Annotated in this window: 17 protein-coding genes; 3 read left to right on the top strand and 14 right to left on the bottom strand. The window is 56.0% G+C overall.

Translation table 11 applies throughout. The annotated features are described in order from the left end of the window. Positions 1 to 513: 513 nt before the first annotated feature. The 7 genes from ACK2JC_RS25135 to coaBC form a co-directional block, all read right to left on the bottom strand. Positions 514 to 1,434, bottom strand: a complete 921-nt coding sequence (locus ACK2JC_RS25135; protein ID WP_092361026.1) for a MetQ/NlpA family ABC transporter substrate-binding protein — start codon at positions 1,432 to 1,434, stop codon at positions 514 to 516. A gap of 71 nt (positions 1,435 to 1,505) precedes the next feature. Beyond that, on the bottom strand, positions 1,506 to 2,171 hold the full coding sequence (locus tag ACK2JC_RS25130) for a methionine ABC transporter permease (protein ID WP_007713315.1): 666 nt from the start codon (positions 2,169 to 2,171) through the stop codon (positions 1,506 to 1,508). Position 2,172: 1 nt separating this feature from the next. Beyond that, complete coding sequence (locus tag ACK2JC_RS25125) at positions 2,173 to 3,189, bottom strand: methionine ABC transporter ATP-binding protein (protein ID WP_107435706.1); 1,017 nt, start codon at positions 3,187 to 3,189, stop codon at positions 2,173 to 2,175. Between the two features lie 369 nt (positions 3,190 to 3,558). Next, positions 3,559 to 4,962: a dipeptidase PepV gene (pepV, locus tag ACK2JC_RS25120; protein ID WP_320936431.1), complete on the bottom strand. Its 1,404-nt coding sequence runs from the start codon at positions 4,960 to 4,962 to the stop codon at positions 3,559 to 3,561. Between the two features lie 74 nt (positions 4,963 to 5,036). Then, positions 5,037 to 5,483: a GatB/YqeY domain-containing protein gene (locus tag ACK2JC_RS25115; RefSeq protein WP_092361023.1), complete on the bottom strand. Its 447-nt coding sequence runs from the start codon at positions 5,481 to 5,483 to the stop codon at positions 5,037 to 5,039. Between the two features lie 94 nt (positions 5,484 to 5,577). Continuing rightward, positions 5,578 to 7,182, bottom strand: a complete 1,605-nt coding sequence (locus ACK2JC_RS25110; RefSeq protein WP_320936430.1) for a peptide chain release factor 3 — start codon at positions 7,180 to 7,182, stop codon at positions 5,578 to 5,580. 492 nt (positions 7,183 to 7,674) lie between these two features. Further along, positions 7,675 to 8,862, bottom strand: a complete 1,188-nt coding sequence (gene coaBC / locus ACK2JC_RS25105; RefSeq protein ID WP_320937812.1) for a bifunctional phosphopantothenoylcysteine decarboxylase/phosphopantothenate--cysteine ligase CoaBC — start codon at positions 8,860 to 8,862, stop codon at positions 7,675 to 7,677. Positions 8,863 to 9,060: 198 nt separating this feature from the next. Between coaBC and ACK2JC_RS25100 the strand changes: the two genes are divergently transcribed. The 3 genes from ACK2JC_RS25100 to ACK2JC_RS25090 all read left to right on the top strand — a co-directional run bounded on the left by ACK2JC_RS25100 (position 9,061) and on the right by ACK2JC_RS25090 (position 11,939). Continuing rightward, positions 9,061 to 9,825 (top strand): type III pantothenate kinase, encoded by a 765-nt coding sequence (locus tag ACK2JC_RS25100; RefSeq protein WP_320937813.1) that lies wholly within the window; start codon positions 9,061 to 9,063, stop codon positions 9,823 to 9,825. Positions 9,826 to 10,083: 258 nt separating this feature from the next. Then, positions 10,084 to 10,860 (top strand): RNA polymerase sporulation sigma factor SigG, encoded by a 777-nt coding sequence (gene sigG / locus ACK2JC_RS25095; RefSeq protein WP_007713353.1) that lies wholly within the window; start codon positions 10,084 to 10,086, stop codon positions 10,858 to 10,860. 98 nt (positions 10,861 to 10,958) lie between these two features. Next, positions 10,959 to 11,939, top strand: a complete 981-nt coding sequence (locus tag ACK2JC_RS25090; protein ID WP_024735062.1) for an NYN domain-containing protein — start codon at positions 10,959 to 10,961, stop codon at positions 11,937 to 11,939. Here the strand turns inward: ACK2JC_RS25090 and ACK2JC_RS25085 are convergent. The 7 genes from ACK2JC_RS25085 to ACK2JC_RS25055 all read right to left on the bottom strand — a co-directional run bounded on the left by ACK2JC_RS25085 (position 11,911) and on the right by ACK2JC_RS25055 (position 16,877). After that, the gene (locus ACK2JC_RS25085) at positions 11,911 to 12,126 is read right to left on the bottom strand and encodes a hypothetical protein (RefSeq protein ID WP_368271088.1); all 216 of its coding nucleotides are present in this window, start codon (positions 12,124 to 12,126) and stop codon (positions 11,911 to 11,913) included. The genes ACK2JC_RS25090 and ACK2JC_RS25085 overlap by 29 nt on opposite strands. A 10-nt stretch (positions 12,127 to 12,136) precedes the next feature. Beyond that, positions 12,137 to 12,877: an RNA polymerase sporulation sigma factor SigE gene (gene sigE, locus ACK2JC_RS25080; RefSeq protein WP_024735063.1), complete on the bottom strand. Its 741-nt coding sequence runs from the start codon at positions 12,875 to 12,877 to the stop codon at positions 12,137 to 12,139. Beyond that, positions 12,819 to 13,769 carry a sigma-E processing peptidase SpoIIGA gene (locus tag ACK2JC_RS25075; RefSeq protein WP_227170546.1) on the bottom strand — a complete coding sequence of 317 codons (951 nt, stop codon included), beginning with the start codon at positions 13,767 to 13,769 and terminating at the stop codon, positions 12,819 to 12,821. Before ACK2JC_RS25075 ends, sigE begins: the two co-directional genes overlap by 59 nt. Positions 13,770 to 13,844: 75 nt before the next feature. Then, positions 13,845 to 14,267, bottom strand: a complete 423-nt coding sequence (locus ACK2JC_RS25070; RefSeq protein ID WP_368271089.1) for a hypothetical protein — start codon at positions 14,265 to 14,267, stop codon at positions 13,845 to 13,847. A 53-nt stretch (positions 14,268 to 14,320) separates the two neighbouring features. Next, positions 14,321 to 14,449, bottom strand: coding sequence for a hypothetical protein (locus tag ACK2JC_RS25065; RefSeq protein WP_368271090.1), 129 nt, complete (start codon positions 14,447 to 14,449; stop codon positions 14,321 to 14,323). A 27-nt stretch (positions 14,450 to 14,476) separates the two neighbouring features. Then, positions 14,477 to 15,790, bottom strand: a complete 1,314-nt coding sequence (ftsZ, locus tag ACK2JC_RS25060) for a cell division protein FtsZ (RefSeq protein WP_320937815.1) — start codon at positions 15,788 to 15,790, stop codon at positions 14,477 to 14,479. Between the two features lie 355 nt (positions 15,791 to 16,145). Then, a complete protein-coding gene (locus ACK2JC_RS25055) occupies positions 16,146 to 16,877 on the bottom strand; it encodes a cell division protein FtsQ/DivIB (protein WP_092361011.1) in 732 nt (243 codons plus the stop codon). Positions 16,878 to 16,910: the final 33 nt, after the last annotated feature.

Raw genomic sequence — 16,910 nt, 5'->3', positions numbered from 1 at the left:
GCTTCCTTCCCATCCGCAGCGTCCTCCGCTTCTCCGTCCCCGGACGCCTCGCTCTGTTCCAAACTGTATGTCTCCAGAACCGGCGGAATATCGGTCACAACCGGCGGTATCCCGGTCTCCTCAAAAGACGTGGCAGGCGCATCCGCCTGGCCGCCGTCAATAGGACTCCCTCCGGATATCTCCTGGCCGCCGTTCAGTTTATCGTTGTCATAATCCATCTGAACTTTCTCCTTTCGCTTACAGGGACCGAAATCCCCGCTTTTTCCAACACGCCGTCCACCGGATACGCTGACTCCGAAAGCCGGCTACAGAAAATCCGCGCCGCTCTGCGCACTCAGCGGTGTTTTGAGACAGCTGCATATGTTCCAACCAAGCGAAACATCATCTCGCCAAGTGCTCACAGTATATCATATCTGACAAAAAAATACAATCCGCCGGAATTTCCCGACGAATTGCATTTTCCAAAACGATTACTGTCAATTCTGCGAAGCGTCCAAACATGCGCCCGCCGCTTTAGAACATGGGAACAACGGCTCCCTCGTATTTACTCTCCATGAACGCCTTCACCTCCGGGCTGGTCAGGGCCTCGATCAACGCCTTGATGTCCTCCCGGTTCTCATCGCCCTCGCGCACGGCCACCACATTTCCGTAGGTGGTAGCTGCCAGGGAATCGCTGCTCTCGGTAGCCAGAGCGTCGGAAACCTTCAGGCCGGACTCAATGGCATAGTTTCCGTTGATAACCGCGATGTCGCAGTCCGCCAGAGAACGCGGAATCTGCGCTGCCTCCAGCTCTACGATGTCCAGGTTCTTGGGATTCTCCACAATCTCATTGCGGGTGGCTTCCAGGCCTGCGCCTTCCTTCAGCTTTAACAGTCCCTGCGCCTCCAGAAGCAGCAGCGCTCTGGCCTCGTTGGTCACATCGTTGGGAACCAGCACGGTCGCCTTGTCCGGCAGCGCGGACAGGTCCGTGGTCTTGCCGGCGTAAATGCCGAAGGGCTCATAGTGGATCACGCCTGCGCTCACCAGCTTGGTCCCGTTCTGCTCGTTAAAGGAATCCAGATAGGGCTTGTGCTGGAAATAGTTGGCATCCAGATCGCCGCCATCCAGCGCCTGGTTGGGAATTACATAATCGGTGTACTCCTGAATCTGCAGATCATATCCCTTGGCTGCCATCACCGTCTTGGCCGCCTCCAGAATCTGCGCGTGGGGAGCCGGGCTGGCGCCTACCACGATGGGCTTTAACTCAGCAGCCGTTGTCTCCGCAGCTGCCTCTGCGGTGGTCTCCTCCGCATTTGCCTCCGCAGCGGTGGTCTCAGCAGCGGTCTCCGCGCTGGAAGCCGCCGTTGTCTCCTTTGCGCCGCCTCCGCAGCCTGCCAGTGTTCCCGCCGCCAGCGCTGCCGCCAGCAGTGCCGCTCCAAGTGCTCTCTTCTTCATAATTGTTTCCTCCTCATTTTTTGATTCCCCGTTCGGGGGTGTTTTTATCATCAGCCGGGGCCTTTGCGCCCTCAGCGGATTCTCTTGTCGCTCTTTCTGGAAGTTCTCATAAACGCTTCCTGGATCAGCTGCACGATGATCACCAGCAGCGCCACGGTCACCAGCATCATGTCCGTCTGATAGCGGTGATAACCGTACCGGATGGCGATGTCGCCCAGACCTCCGGCTCCCACAGCTCCCGCCATGGCCGAGTAACCCAGGATCGTCGTGATGGAGATGGCCGCTCCCACCAGCAGAGAAGGTTTCGCTTCCGGCAGCAGCACCTTCCAAATGATCTGCCAGGTGGACGCCCCCATGGACTGGGCCGCTTCCACCACCCCGGCGTCCACTTCCTTTAAGGAAGATTCCACCATGCGCCCTATGTAAGGGGCCGCCGCGATAATGAGCGGCACCACCGCCGCGTTGGGGCCGATAATCTTGCCCACCACCAGGCGTGTGAAGGGGATCACCATAATCATCAGGATCAAAAACGGTACGGAGCGCAGCAGGTTGATCGCCAGACCCAGCACCTTGTTAAACAGCGGCACCGGCCGGATTCCGTCCTTGTCCGTCACCATCAGGGCGATTCCCAGCGGAATCCCTATTAAATAAGAAATAAGAGAGGACATGAACACCATGTAAATGGTCTGCATGGTCCCTTCCTTCAGCATATTGATTGTCGTCGCGTCAAACTGCATGTCATCGCACCTCCTCAAACGTCACCCTGGTGGTTTTTAAGTAATTCCGGATCCGGTTGGCGTCCGCCTCGTCCTCCGGGAGCTGGATCAGCATCTGGCCCATGGCCTTACCCTCGATATCCCGGGTGTCCGCATGCATGATGTTCACCGGCACCTTGCAGGCCAGCACCATATTGGAGATGATAGGCTCCGAGGACTCACGGCCGTCGAAAATGATTCGGATCTGGCCGGATTTTCCGAAGTTTACAGCCGTGTGCCCGGCTTCGCCCAGAATCAGCTGACGGCCGATCTCGGACTTGGGGCCGGAGAAAATATCCGAAACCTTCCCCACCTCCGCGATGTGGCTGTGGTCGATAATCGCCACCTTGTCGCAGATGGCCTCGATCACCGCCATCTCATGGGTAATCACGATCACCGTAACGCCCATTTCCCGGTTGATCCGTTTGAGAAGCTGTAAAATGGACTTGGTGGTGTTGGGATCCAGTGCGCTGGTGGCCTCGTCGCACAGCAGCACTCTGGGGTTGGTGGCCATGGCCCTGGCGATGGCCACTCTCTGCTTCTGGCCTCCCGACAGCTGGGCCGGATAGGCCTTAGCCCGTTCCTCCAGCCCCACCAGGGCCAGCAGCTCCTCCGCACGTTTTCTGGCCTCGGCCCGGCCGGTACCTGCGATCTCCATGGGGAAGCAGATGTTCTGCAGCACGTTGCGCTGGCTCAGCAGGTTGAACTGCTGGAAAATCATACCCATGGACTGTCTGGCCAGGCGCTTCTGCTTGTCGCTCATAGCCGACAGGTTCTTGTCCTGAAAAATCACCTTGCCCGAGGTGGGCACCTCCAGGTAATTGATACAGCGCACCAGCGTGCTCTTTCCGGCTCCCGAGAGGCCGATGATTCCGAAGATCTCCCCGCTTTTGATCTCCAAATTAATGTCCTCCAGCGCGGTCACCGTGCCGTTTGCGGTGGAAAATTGTTTTCCCAGGCCCTCCAGCCGTATAATCGGCTCCTGTTTGTTTCCTTCCATTCCTTCCATTCCTTTCGTATGTCCCGTCAAGCCGCCCCTCTGGGGCCCCTTAAACTCAATAAGGGCCGCATGTCTTGTTAGACTTGCGGCCCTGAATCTACACGATTCTGTTCAAAGCGACATTGATCAATTCTCACAATCCATACAGATGAAACCCGGATTCAGTTTTCGGCGCATGCGGATACACAGCACATGTACATGCTGTTCATCATATCCATATTCATCTGCATGGCTTTGAACTGTCTCATGGTCTCCTCCGATCCGAATTGATATCATAGCGTTTGACTAGGATTTATCTTAGTTAAGAAGATACAACGCCTGACGCCTTTTGTCAAGCTTTTTTTCAAAAATGGCTCTTTCCGGCTCTCTTTAGCTGCAAAGATCCACAATTACCTGGGCGAAAATCTTTGCGCTGACCATCAGCTCGTCGATCACGGCGAACTCATCCGCACCGTGCATCCGGTTGTCCGTGCCGGGAAGCGCCGCGCCGAAGGCCACGCCGTTTTTCAGTTCATGGACATAGGTGCCGCCGCCCATGGACTGGCAGCCGCCCTGAAGGCCGGTGTACAGCTCGTATGCCGCGTTCAGCGTGCGCACAAAGTGGGAATCCCCGTCCACGTAATGGGGCGTGATCATAGCCTCATTGAGCAGAGTAACGCCGATGTTTGCCATATTTTCCCGGATCACCTTCAGCACGTTTTCCTCGTTTGCGCAGATGGGGCAGCGGCTGTCGAACTCGCCGTCCAGGCCCTCCCCGTTCACTGTGAGCATGCTGAACGCCAGCGTCAGGTCTCCGGACAGTTCATCCCCCATCTTGACGCCCAGGGATTTGCCGTCGGTCTCGCCGTGAGGCATAAGGCCCAGCAGCTTTTTTAAGGTCTCGGTCTGTCCGCATTCCGCCAGGGGCAGACGGGTCAGGTAGGAAAGCAGGCAGGTCAAAGCATTTTTTCCTTCATAGGGCATAGAGGCGTGAGCGCCCTCTCCCACCGCGGTGATGTGTATTTTGCCGGACTCCTCCTCGAACTCAAAGTGAATTCCCGTCTCCTGCTCCATCTGGGCAGCCGTCGCCGTGAGAACCTCCAGCTCCACGCCCTCCACCACGGCGTGAGCCTTGCCGGGCACCACATTGGTTTTCACACCGGCCTTAAAGCTGACCAGGCGCGGAAGCTTTTCCGATTTCTCCCAACTGGCGGTAAAATGCCCGGGCAGGCGGCCCTTCTCAATGTTGACCACCGGGAATTCTCCGTCGGGCGAGAAGGTCATGGGCGCTTCCTTCTCCACGCTGTAGTAGTGCTCGATATCGGAGCTGCCGCACTCCTCGTCCGTTCCCATGATCAGGCGCACGTTCTTTGACAGGGGAATGCCCAGCTCCTTCACCGCACGCATCGCGTACATTGCGGCAACCGCCGGTCCCTTGTCGTCGGCAGTTCCGCGGCCGTAGAGCTTTCCGTCCTTCTCCACCGGCTCAAAAGGTTCGGTCACCGTCCAACCCTCTCCCGCCGGAACCACGTCCAGATGAGCCAGAATGTCCAGCTGGGCTTCCTTATCGTTTAAGTCGGCCGTACCCACATAGTTGTCGTAGTTCGTGATGGCGAATCCATAACCCTCGGCCATCTCCAGCGCTGCGTTTAAGGCCGCAAAGGGGCCTTCGCCGTAAGGCTTACCCTCCACATAGGGCATCTTCTCACTGTTGATCCGGCACAGGGTGCAGATATCGTCCAGCATCTCCTGGCGGTGGCTGTCGATATATTCTTCAATCTCTTTTTTATACATGACGTTCTCCTTTTTGAAATGGATTTATGGGACTGGAACAGAAAATTATTGTAACAGTTCAGACGGCGGGAAAATTATTTCATCATGGAGGCCAGGGTCTCGTTGACCACCTTGCCGTCGGCCTTGCCCTTTACGCGGGGCATCAGAACCTTCATAATGGCGCCCTTGTCCTTGGCTGTGGGCGCTTCGATGTTCAGCTCCGCCAGAACCTGGGCGATCACTTCCCGGATCTGTTCCGCGGACATGTCGGCCGGAGCGAACTCCTTGTATACCGCCAGGCGCACGGCGGCCTCGTCGCGGATGTCCTGACGGTCCGCAGGCGCGGTGTCATAAGTCTCCTGGGTCTGCTTGATCTCTTTTTTCACCACCACGTTTGCCTCATCCTCGGTCAGAGGCTCACGCTTGTCGATCTCGGCGTTTTTCAGCGCGGAAAGAAGCATGGAAAGAGCGTTCTTGCGCGGTTTGTCCTGAGCCTTCATAGCCGCCACCATGGCGGCCCTTACGGTTTCGATTTTAGTCATGACAGATATAGATCCTCCTTTTTAAGAGATTTCGCAACGGCCCGGCAGGTCCGCCGGGCCATTGTAAGCTTTAAAAATATTCCCGGAGCGCGGTTTACCCTCTGCCGAATTCCGACAGCTTTAATCCCGGATTCCGCTCCAGTACCATTCCCACGCTCCAGCTGTTGATGAACAGCAGCAGCGGGTTGTCTTTCAGATCCTTGATCCGCTTCATATCGGAAGTTCCCTGGATGCGGGCAACATCGATCTCCTGGGGATTCTCCACCCAGCGGATGTACTCGAAGGGCAGCTTTTCCAGGGCCACCTCCACATTGTACTCATTTTTCAGACGGTAGGTCAACACCTCGAACTGCAGCACGCCCACCACGCCCACAATGATCTCCTCCATGCCGGAGTTGAACTCCTGGAAAATCTGGATGGCGCCCTCCTGGGCGATCTGATTCACGCCCTTGATAAACTGCTTGCGCTTCATGGTGTCCACCTGGCGGACCCTGGCGAAATGCTCGGGCGCAAAGGTGGGAATTCCCTCGAACTGAAATTTTTCATTGGACGTGCACAGGGTGTCGCCGATGGCAAAGATACCCGGATCGAACACGCCGATAATATCCCCGGCGTAGGCCTCCTCCACAATCTTGCGGTCCTGGGCCATCAGCTGCTGGGGCTGGGTCAGGCGGATTTTGCGGCCGCCCTGGACATGTTTTACCTCCATACCCGCCTCGAACTTGCCGGAGCAGATGCGCATGAACGCGATGCGGTCCCGGTGCGCCTTGTTCATGTTGGCCTGGATCTTGAACACAAAGGCGGAGAAATCCGGGCGGAAGGGGTCGATCTCCCCATCCAGGGTCCTTCTGGAAAGGGGCGCCGTGGTCATTTTCAGGAAATGCTCCAGGAAAGTCTCCACACCGAAGTTGGTCAGCGCGGAGCCGAAGAACACCGGGGACAGATTGCCCCGCTGCACCCGCTCCATGTCCAGCTCGTCGCTGGCCCCGTCAAGCAGCTCGATGTCGTCCTGTAGCTGCTGATAGTAGACCGGCCCCACCAGAGCGTCCAGATCCGTGGAGTCCACGTCGTACTCCTGGCTCTCCACCTCCTTGGCTCCGCCCATTGCGGCGGTAAAGGTGGTGATTTTCCGCTCAAAGCGGTCGTACACGCCCTTGAAATTCTTCCCGCAGCCGATGGGCCAGTTCACGGGACAGGTGCGAATGCCCAACACGTCCTCGATCTCGTCCAGCAGCTCATAGGGATCTCTGGCCTCGCGGTCAAATTTGTTGATAAAGGTAAAAATGGGGATGTGGCGCATGACGCAGACCTTGAACAGCTTGATGGTCTGGGCCTCCACGCCCTTGGAGCCGTCGATCACCATAACCGCGGAGTCCGCGGCCATCAGGGTGCGGTAGGTGTCCTCTGAGAAGTCCTGGTGCCCCGGCGTGTCCAGAATATTGATGCAATATCCCTCGTAGTTGAACTGCATGGCGGAGGAGGTGACAGAAATTCCCCTCTCCTTCTCAATGTCCATCCAGTCGGACACCGCGTGCTTGGCAGCCTTTCTGCCCTTTACCGTTCCCGCCAGATTGATGGCTCCGCCGTACAGCAGAAATTTCTCCGTCAACGTGGTTTTACCCGCGTCGGGGTGGGATATGATGGCAAAGGTTCTGCGCTTGTTGATTTCCTCTTTCATCTGATCTAAGGTCTGTGACAAATCATTCGTCCTCCATACTGTTTTTCGCTCAAAAGATGGACGTCCTGCCTTGGTCCGTCCATATCCATTCTATTCTAGTATGATTATTTCGCAAAGTCAAGGTATTTCCAGGACGCGGCGCGGTATGGCGCGGCGAAACGGACAGGAGCGGCAACCGCCCAGGGCGCGGCAGTGGCTCGAGGCGCGGCGGTGGCCCAGGGCGCAGCAACCGCCCAGGGCGTGGCGGCAGCTCGGGCCGTGGCGGTGGCCCAGGGCGCGGCGGCAGCTCGGGCCGTGGCGGTGGCCCAGGGCGCGGCGGCAGCTCGGGGCGCGGCGACGGCCCAGGGTGCAGCGGTGGCTCGAGGCGCGGCGGTGGCCCAGGACGCGGCGGCAGCTCGGGCTGCGGCGACGGCCCAAGGCGCGGCGGCAACTCGGGGCGCGGCGGTGGCTCGGGGCGAGGCAACCGCCCAGGACGCGGCGGCTCCGCGACATGCGGCCGGCCGCCACAGAGCGCTACAGGCTCAGAAGCCGATCCAGAAGCCTGTGAGCCACCTCATCCTTGGTCAGAATCGGCAGCTCCTCCGCCCCATCCTTTGTGATAAACGTCACCACGTTGGTGTCCGTGCCGAACCCGGCACCGGAAACCTTCAGATTGTTGGCCACGATCATGTCCACGTGTTTTTTCTCCAGCTTGGCCGCAGAGTTCTCCAGCATGTTCTGGGTTTCCATGGAGAAGCCGCAGAGAATCTGCCCCTCCCTGCGGTGGCTTCCCAGCCAGCCCAGAATATCGTCTGTCCGCTCCAGGGCGATGGACATGTCCCCGTCGGACTTCTTGATCTTCTCCTCACCCACGGTGCCCGGCCGGTAATCCGCCACCGCCGCGGATTTCACGATCATGTCCATCTCCCCGCTTCTTAAGGTCACCGCCTCAAACATTTCCCGAGCGCTCTCCACCGGCACCACATCCACAAACATAGGCGGTTTCAGATTCACCGGGCCGGTTACCAGCGTCACCCTGGCCCCGCGGTAAGCCGCGGCTCTGGCCACCGCGTAGCCCATCTTGCCGGTGGAACGGTTGGTGATAAAACGCACCGGGTCAATGGACTCCCTGGTCGGCCCCGCGGTCACCAGCACCCGCTTGCCCGCCAGGTCCTTCCCGAAGGCGATTTCCCGCACAATGTACTCAAACAGCACTTCCGGTTCCGGCATTTTCCCGGCCCCCGTGTCCCCGCAGGCCAGATATCCCGTGGCCGGGGTGATCACTTCCATACCGTAGCGCTCACAGACCTTTAAATTGTCCTGGACGATGGGGTTCTCGTACATATTGGTGTTCATGGCCGGGGCGATGATCTTCTTACACCGGCAGGCCAGCACCGTGGTGGTCAGCATGTCGTCCGCCAGCCCGTGGGCCAGCTTGGCGATCACGTTGGCCGAGGCCGGGGCGATCATCACCACGTCCGCCGCCTTGGCGATGGAGACGTGCTCCACGCTGAACTCGAAGTTCCGGTCAAAGGTGTCCACCAGGCATTTGTGCCCGGTCAGGGTCTCAAAGGTAATGGGATTGATAAAATTCGTGGCGTTTTCCGTCATCAAAACCTGTACCTTTGCCCCCTGCTTCACCAACATGCTGGCCAGGGAAGCGATTTTATAAGCGGCAATACTTCCGGTCACGCCCAGAAGCACTGTTTTGTCCTTCAACATTTCCAATCCTCCTCATGCATTTTTCGTAACCGTTCAGACCGCGGGATAACCGGATGGACATCCGTCGCTTCTCAACCGGCTTTTCCGGCCAGGAAAATGAGCCGTTTGAACGGTTACTATTTTTCTTGTATCCAATTTCCATCTATGCTACAATCATCATGATATCATAATTTTTCAATCATTGAAAGGAGTTCCCTCATGATTTTAGCCATAGACATGGGCAATACCAACACCGTCATCGGCGGCATCGACGAGAAGAAAACCTATTTTATCGAGCGCGTCACCACAGACCAGAGCCGTACCGCCACCGAGTACGCCGTTAGCTTCAAAAACATTCTGGAAATGTGCGGCATCGACGTCACGGACATCGAGGGTGCCATCCTGTCCTCCGTGGTACCGCCTTTAAATTCCGTCATTTTAACCGCCGTGGAGAAGGTCACCGGCATCCGCCCGCTGCTGGTGGGCTCCGGCATGAAAACCGGCATGAACATTCTCATGGACAACCCCAAATCCGTGGGCAGCGACCAGATTGTGGACGCGGTGGCCGCCAGCCATGAGCACCCCCTTCCCCTGATCGTCATCGACATGGGCACCGCCACCACCATGTGCGTGGTGGACAAACACCGCAACTACATTGGCGGCATCATCCTGCCGGGACTGAAGGTATCTCTGGATTCCCTGAGCTCCAAGACCGCCCAGCTGCCCTACATCAGTCTGGAGGTGCCGGACCGGGTGATCGGCAAGAACACCATTGACTGCATGCGCGCCGGGATCATTTTCGGCAACGTGGACATGATCGACGGGATCATCGACCGCATGGAGCGGGAGCTGGGACAACCGGCCACCGTGGTGGCCACCGGAGGGCTGTCCCGCTTCATCACCCCCATGTGCCGTCACAAAATCATCTGCGACGACGCTCTGCTGCTGAAGGGATTGCTGATCCTTTATCAGAAAAACAAATAATCTGTTTACAGCAGTTTGTCCGGCTCATCTTCCTGACAAGCCGGACTGTTACAGAATTTTCCGACTTTTTTAAAAGAGCCCGCAAGCCTTGAAAATTGCGGGTTCTTTTTATTTTTGCAAAATACTGGAAAAGTTTTTCTGCCCCCATGTCGTATAAAACCATTTCAATCCGTACATCATTCCGTTATAGCAACCGGCCCGCACGGCTGTCATTTTTTTCGCCGCGCGGCCAGTATCGCAACAGCGGAGGTAAGGATCATGTCGGGTTACAAAGTGGAAATATGCGGCGTAAATACCGCCAAGCTGCCATTGTTAAGCAATGAAGAGAAAGAGGTGCTGTTCAAGCGGATTTTGGACGGCGATAAGGAAGCCAGGGAGCAGTACATCAAAGGGAACCTGCGCCTGGTGTTGAGCGTGATCCAGCGTTTTTCCGGAAATCAGGAAAACATCGACGATCTGTTTCAGATCGGCTGCATCGGCCTGATCAAGGCCATTGACAATTTCGATATCACTCAGAATGTGAAATTTTCCACCTATGCGGTTCCCATGATACTGGGAGAAGTCAGGCGGTATCTCAGGGACAATAATTCCATCCGGGTGAGCCGTTCCCTGCGCGACACGGCCTACAAAGCCATCTATGCCAGAGAGCAGCTCACCCGCCTCAACTCCAAGGAGCCCACCCTGGCGGAAATCGCCCAGGAAATCGGCGTTTCCAAGGAGGACATCACCTACGCCCTGGACGCCATCCAGACCCCGGTGAGTCTCTACGAGCCGGTTTACACCGACGGAGGCGATCCGCTCTACGTGATGGATCAGATCAGCGACAAAAAGAACCTGGAAGAAAACTGGGTGGAGGACTTATCCCTGGGGGAAGCCATGAAGCGGCTGCCCGAGCGGGAGCGTCACATCATCGACCTGCGTTTCTTTGAGGGAAAAACCCAGACCGAGGTGGCCGAGGAGATCCACATCAGCCAGGCCCAGGTCAGCCGTTTGGAGAAAAATGCGCTGAAAACCATGAAAACTTATTTGAGCTGACGCGGTTTGTCCTTGAAGGCCGGTTCCGGATGTGTTAAACTATCTTTGGATGAAAATTTTTCCAATCATTCAAATTTTATGAAGAGAGAACACAAATTATGGAACAGAACGACCGCAGATTTGCAGTATTGATCGACGCTGACAACGTATCACCAAAGTATATCAAATACATTCTTGATGAAGTCTCCGACCAGGGCATCGCCACCTACAAGCGCATTTACGGCGACTGGACGGACAACGAAAAGCGCAGCTGGAAGAACGTCCTCCTGGACTGGTCGGTAAACCCCATCCAGCAGTACAGTTACACCACAGGCAAGAACGCCACGGATTCCGCCATGATCATTGACGCCATGGACATCCTCTACTCGGGAAATGTAGACGGCTTCTGCCTGGTAAGCAGCGACTCCGACTTCACCAAGCTGGCTCAGCGCCTGCGCGAGTCGGGCATGTTCGTCATGGGCATCGGAGAACAGAAGACCCCCAAGCCCTTCCGCACCGCCTGCGACACCTTCAAGCTCTTAGAGATCATCTCCTCCGAGGATGCCTCCGAGGTGGTTGAGAACGTCAAAGGCCGCGGCCCCGTGGTCACCATCAAGGAAGACCCGGCCAACATCGCCGCCATCCAGAAAACCATCACCGGCATCGACGAGATTCAGAGAGCCATCTCCAAGCTTCTGATGGAGAACAACGGCGTCAACCAGCCCATCGGCCTGGCCCGGGTAGGCAACTTCCTGTCCAAGCGTTTCTCCGACTTCGACGTCCGAAACTACGGCTACTCCAAGCTTTCCACCTTCCTGGAGAGCATGAACAACAGCGAATTCCAGCTGGTCAAGCTCCACGGCGGCTACTTCGTCCAGGAAAAGAGCGCCAGCATCTCCAAGACTGAAATCGAACAAGAGCTGATCCGCATCATCCAAGGCTCCGGCGGCCACGTGGACAACCTGAGCATCGTCCACGACGAACTCAAAAAAGCCTTCCCGACCTTCGACGTAAAACAGTACGGCTTCAGCCGCATCTCCAGCTTCATCCGAAGCTTCGGAAAGTTCAAAATCAAAGACAACATGATACAGCTAAAATAATTCCTGTACCATTTTCTCCCCACCCCATTAACCAAAACCACCCTCCGATCCCAGCAGCGTGCTTCCACACGCCGCCTCCCATCGGAGGGTGTTTTTTATCAACCATCAAAAAGCTTTTTCTTTTCTTACTCCCTGCAATCCCCAGCGTCCGGGTGGGGTGGGCTTTCACGGTCAGACGCGTACCCATTGCTCTCCCCCTACTCGAACCTCACAATCTCCTTCCTCAACCTCTTCATAATCTTCTTCTCCAACCGTGAAATATACGACTGCGAGATCCCCAGCAGATCCGCAACCTCCTTCTGCGTCATCTCCTCCCCATCCTCATTGGTCAACCCATACCTCAACTCCACAATCTTCCTCTCCCTGGGATTCAGCCTGCTAATGGCATTATTCAGCAGATTCTTCTCAATCTCATCCTCAATATCGTGGTAAATCACGTCCTCATCCGTACCCAGAATATCCGACAACAGGAGTTCATTTCCATCCCAATCCACATTCAGCGGCTCATCGATCGACACCTCCATCCGGGTCTTGTTGTTCCGTCTCAGATACATCAAAATCTCATTTTCAATACATCTGGACGCATATGTAGCCAGCTTAATATTTTTATCCGGCTTAAACGTATTGATCGCCTTGATCAACCCGATGGTTCCGATAGAGATCAAATCCTCCACCCCAACGCTGGTATTATCAAACTTCTTGGCAATATAGACCACCAGCCTCAGGTTGTGTTCGATCAGCGCCGCCCTCGCCTTCTGGTCCTCCTCACCGCTCAACATGCCGATCATCCGGCTCTCCTCCTCCGGTTCCAGAGGCGCGGGCAGGATATCGGCTCCCCCGATATAATGGACCTCGCTCTGTTTGGGCATGAGCACCGTCTTAAAGCTGGGGACGGTTTTCAGTTGAAAGCGGTTTGGAATGGATACTTTTATAATCATGGAATTTCCCTCCTGTATGTTGCGAACACTCGTCGTATGATGCCTCGTCCTTTCCCCACTGTTCCTCTTGAAGCAGCATCTGGTATTTCCCGGACGGGGATAAAGATTCCCGGATGACGGCCACCAGAGGCCGTTCAAACCTGTATCGTTTGTAGTCCAGCTCCACCTCCATCCAGTCCAGAAAAATCGCTGGAAGAAGGCCGTGGCTGGTGCCTACCGCCTGGTAGGGCACATAGATCACCCCGTCCACCCTGGGGCACAGCCCGGCAATCGCCGAGGCCGTCACCACGTGGACCGGGCGGCCGCTTACCGGTTCCTTCAGGCAGTTTCCGGTATCGATGAGAGCGGTCAGCCCGGCTTCACTCCCCTTGAAGCCCAGCCTCACCCTGCAATACCTTCTGCCCTTTATCCGCCCTTGTAACAGATTCTTTCCCAGGCCTACAAGTCCGTAAGCCCCCGCTGCTCCTCCCGCCGCCACCAAAAACCAGGCCAGTGCCGGAAGCCCCATGACCCGCTCCCCGCGGACCAGCAGCTCCAGATAATACCCGGCCCTGGTGTGCTGGTAAAGCGCCAGCATCACCCCCGACAGAACGGCGGTCACCAGATACATTCCCAGCACCGCCCTTGCCAGAGCCTTCAGTCCGGCCGGCCGAAAGGCCAAAAAGACCATCAGGCTGCTCACCCCCAGGTAAGTCCCCATCCCGCGAAGCCAAACCGGCATCCCCGGAAGAACACTCACCAGGCAGGCCCACAGCCCACCAACAGCCGCGCCGGACAGAAGTCTGCCCCATCCGGCGCCGGAATCCAAAATTCTGTTTAAAATCGCCAACACCACAAAATCCATCACAGCATTGACAAAAAACACCACATCTATGTACACCGTATACGTCACGCGACTCCGGCCCCACCTCCCTGTGAAACGTTCTGAATGACATTATAGTCATTCTCACGCGCAAATGCTGTCGAATTAAGGCACCTGCCACCACAAAATTTTTCGATCAATTTCGACAAAATCTCCCACAAAACCCAAAAAGGAAGGCCCTAAGCCCTCCCTCAAAAATCCCAGCACACGCTCTCCTCTTCCCTCAACCACACAAAAAAAGGGCCCTTCCGCCCTCAATCTCACCATAATTTTCCATTTCCCAAAACCTGTCATTTCCTGTCGAATCCCGCGAATTTTTTTGGCATAAAAATTGCAGTAAAAAACTGGAATCCCCCACTCTTTCCACTCAGCCAGAGAACGCCAGCGCGGCAGCGGGGCGCAGGGGGATGGATTGCGGGAGCAGTCCGGAGCGGACCGCAGGATCTTAAGTCCGGGCGGGGCCAAAAAGGAGGAGAAATCGTGTTCTCCAAAACACGATTTCAGGCGAGTTGAGCGGAGAAAGCTCATCAGAGTTTCTCCGCGAATCGAGCCGGTGCCTTCTTTTTGGTCCTGTCCGGGCTTTAGATCCTGCGCTCCGCGTAGGACGCCCCGCAATCCATCCCCCTGCGCCCCGCTGCCGCGCGTCCCTTCTCCTCCCCCACCACAAAAAAACCGCCACGCACCTCCCAGCGCGCAGCGGTCCACTTCACCCTCTTCAATTAATTCCTAACCCACTCTTACTTCCGATTTCTCAAAAAATCCGGAATATTGATCGATTCCTTATTCGCGCCCGGCCGGAACGTAGTTCCACTTCCCTGGCCTGCGCCCTGCTGTCCGTATCTGGAGCTGCCGTAGCCGGGATTATATCCCTGTCCCTGGCTCTCCCCGGACGGTCTCTGATAACCCTGTCCGCCCGCATTTCCCTGTCCGTAATTCCCGGTATTGTAGCTGGGAGCCTGACGGTACGGGTTCGCAGTGGCGGCCGCCTCCTGATCGCCGTGCAGCGGCTGAGGCTGCGGTTTCACCAGCGCGGTGGGAACCTTGGGCTGCTTGTAATTGGCAAACTTGGACATAGCGGTCTCCACAGAAGCGGTGGCCTCATGCTCGTCCAATCCGGTGGCGATCACCGTGATGGTCGCCTCATCCTGTGCGTTCTCATCATACATCGCACCAAAGATAATATTCGCATCATCTCCGGACAACTCCTGAACATAGCTGGCGGCCTCGTTGGCCTCGATCAGGCTGATATCGCCGGAAATGTTGATAATCACATGGCTTGCGCCCTCGATGGTGGTCTCAAGCAGCGGGCTGGAAACAGCCTGCTTCACCGCCTCGATGGCCTTGTCGTCGCCCTTGGCCTTGCCGATGCCGATGTGGGCGATGCCCTTGTCGATCATGACGGTCTGCACATCCGCGAAGTCCAGGTTGATCAGTCCGGGAACATTGATCAAATCCGTGATGCCCTGCACTGCCTGCTGCAGCACCTCATCCGCCTTCTTCAGCGCATCGGGCATGGTGGTACGCCTGTCCACGATCTCCAGCAGACGGTCGTTGGGGATCACGATCAGGGTGTCAACGCTCTCTTTTAAGCTGGCGATACCGTTCATGGCATTGGTCATACGGGTTTTCGCCTCAAAACGGAAGGGCTTGGTCACCACGCCTACGGTGAGGATGCCCATATCCTTTGCAATCTTCGCAACTACGGGGGCCGCGCCGGTACCGGTTCCGCCGCCCATACCACAGGTCACGAACACCATGTCCGCTCCCTTTAACGCCTGGGAAATCTCCTCAGAACTCTCCTCAGCCGCTTTCTCACCCACGTCCGGGCGGGCGCCTGCGCCGAGTCCCTTGGTCAGCTTCTCGCCGATCTGCATGGCAGTGGGGGCTTTGCAGAACTGAAGAGCCTGCTTGTCCGTATTGATGCCGATAAATTCGACGCCTGCGATGTTCTCCTCAATCATACGGTTCACCGCATTGTTTCCGGCGCCGCCTACTCCTACCACAATAATTCTGGCGGCATTCTCTGACTCATTTATCTTAATCTCTAACAAGATGATATCCTCCTTTTATTCCCTTACTGCCACTGTCAGCCATACTTCCCGCTTCTATATATAATATGCCTTCGGTATGATATTCATTCCATCAGCTTCTGAATTCTAGTCTACCTAATACTATATTTGATTTTAGAAAAAATATCAACTGTTTTTTTCATAAAATGGCGGACTTTTTCAGTATTTGATCTCTGCCTTACAATCCCCGGCATATCCCGGACCATAGAAGCTTTAATTGTAACACGTTATCTAATTTTAACAGATTTTTGGCGGGTGCGCAACAAGATGGTGCCGGGTTGGGCCTTGAAATATTTACAAGAATTGCAAAATTTTCGCTTCTGGTTCCGTTCCCAAGCTACTTCTTCTTAAACGTAATCCCTCCCCCAATCCCCTCTTCATTATAATTCTCCAGCTCAATCACGCCCTTCATTCCGACCAGCTGGGGATGGGCGGCCAGTATATCGCTGAGCACGGATATCTTGCTGTCCACGTTTGCGTCGTCGCCCAGGGACACCTGCATCTCGCCCATGTAGAGGGTGGCCTTGTTGTGGGAGTTGTACTCGATGCGGTCCACTATAATATTGTGCAGCGAAAGCTGCTGGGTCAGGTTCAAAATGTCCTGGAACACAGTCTGGTCCTTCACCGGCAGGGGACGGTGCAGAATCAGCTGGCCGAAATCCAGGCCCGTGATCAGGGGCACCCCCTCCAGCTTGTTGCCGGAGCTCTCCACGATAATCCCGTCCTTGTCAAAATACATATAGCTGCTCATGTCCGTGACATAACCCACAATGTCCTTTTCGTAGACGATGATCTCCACCTTCGTGGGGCCGTGGAACACCAGCTTGTAGTCCTCCACAAAGGGAATCTGGCGGTGGGGCTTGAAGCGGTTGGAAATGTAGAGATAGGCGGAATTCTTGTCCCATTTCCCTGGGAACAGAAGCTCCTCCATCTGCTTATCCGTGTAGCGCTTGCTGCCGGTAACCGTCACCTGGGTGACGTGCACGGACAAAAGCAGGATAGCGGCCGCTAAAAACGCCGCCGCTGCTATCCATATTCCGAGATTTTGTTTTCCTGCATTTCGTTTCATGGTCAACGTACCTCATCTCGCTCTTAAGCTTCC

Origin of the sequence: Enterocloster lavalensis (assembly GCF_046603895.1) — a bacterium.
GTDB classification, from domain to species: Bacteria; Bacillota; Clostridia; order Lachnospirales; family Lachnospiraceae; genus Enterocloster; species Enterocloster lavalensis.
This window is presented reverse-complemented; position numbering and strand designations above follow the sequence as displayed.

Bases quoted from the DNA above. Each gene is read 5' to 3' on its own strand.
- ACK2JC_RS25135 (WP_092361026.1), bottom strand. From the start codon at position 1,434: ATGAAGAAGAGAGCACTTGGAGCGGCACTGCTGGCGGCAGCGCTGGCG.
- ACK2JC_RS25130 (WP_007713315.1), bottom strand. From the start codon at position 2,171: ATGCAGTTTGACGCGACGACAATCAATATGCTGAAGGAAGGGACCATG.
- ACK2JC_RS25125 (WP_107435706.1), bottom strand. From the start codon at position 3,189: ATGGAAGGAAACAAACAGGAGCCGATTATACGGCTGGAGGGCCTGGGA.
- pepV (WP_320936431.1), bottom strand. From the start codon at position 4,962: ATGTATAAAAAAGAGATTGAAGAATATATCGACAGCCACCGCCAGGAG.
- ACK2JC_RS25115 (WP_092361023.1), bottom strand. From the start codon at position 5,483: ATGACTAAAATCGAAACCGTAAGGGCCGCCATGGTGGCGGCTATGAAG.
- coaBC (WP_320937812.1), bottom strand. From the start codon at position 8,862: ATGTTGAAGGACAAAACAGTGCTTCTGGGCGTGACCGGAAGTATTGCC.
- ACK2JC_RS25100 (WP_320937813.1), top strand. From the start codon at position 9,061: ATGATTTTAGCCATAGACATGGGCAATACCAACACCGTCATCGGCGGC.
- sigG (WP_007713353.1), top strand. From the start codon at position 10,084: ATGTCGGGTTACAAAGTGGAAATATGCGGCGTAAATACCGCCAAGCTG.
- ACK2JC_RS25090 (WP_024735062.1), top strand. From the start codon at position 10,959: ATGGAACAGAACGACCGCAGATTTGCAGTATTGATCGACGCTGACAAC.
- ACK2JC_RS25085 (WP_368271088.1), bottom strand. From the start codon at position 12,126: ATGGGTACGCGTCTGACCGTGAAAGCCCACCCCACCCGGACGCTGGGG.
- sigE (WP_024735063.1), bottom strand. From the start codon at position 12,877: ATGATTATAAAAGTATCCATTCCAAACCGCTTTCAACTGAAAACCGTC.
- ACK2JC_RS25070 (WP_368271089.1), bottom strand. From the start codon at position 14,267: ATGAGCTTTCTCCGCTCAACTCGCCTGAAATCGTGTTTTGGAGAACAC.
- ACK2JC_RS25055 (WP_092361011.1), bottom strand. From the start codon at position 16,877: ATGAAACGAAATGCAGGAAAACAAAATCTCGGAATATGGATAGCAGCG.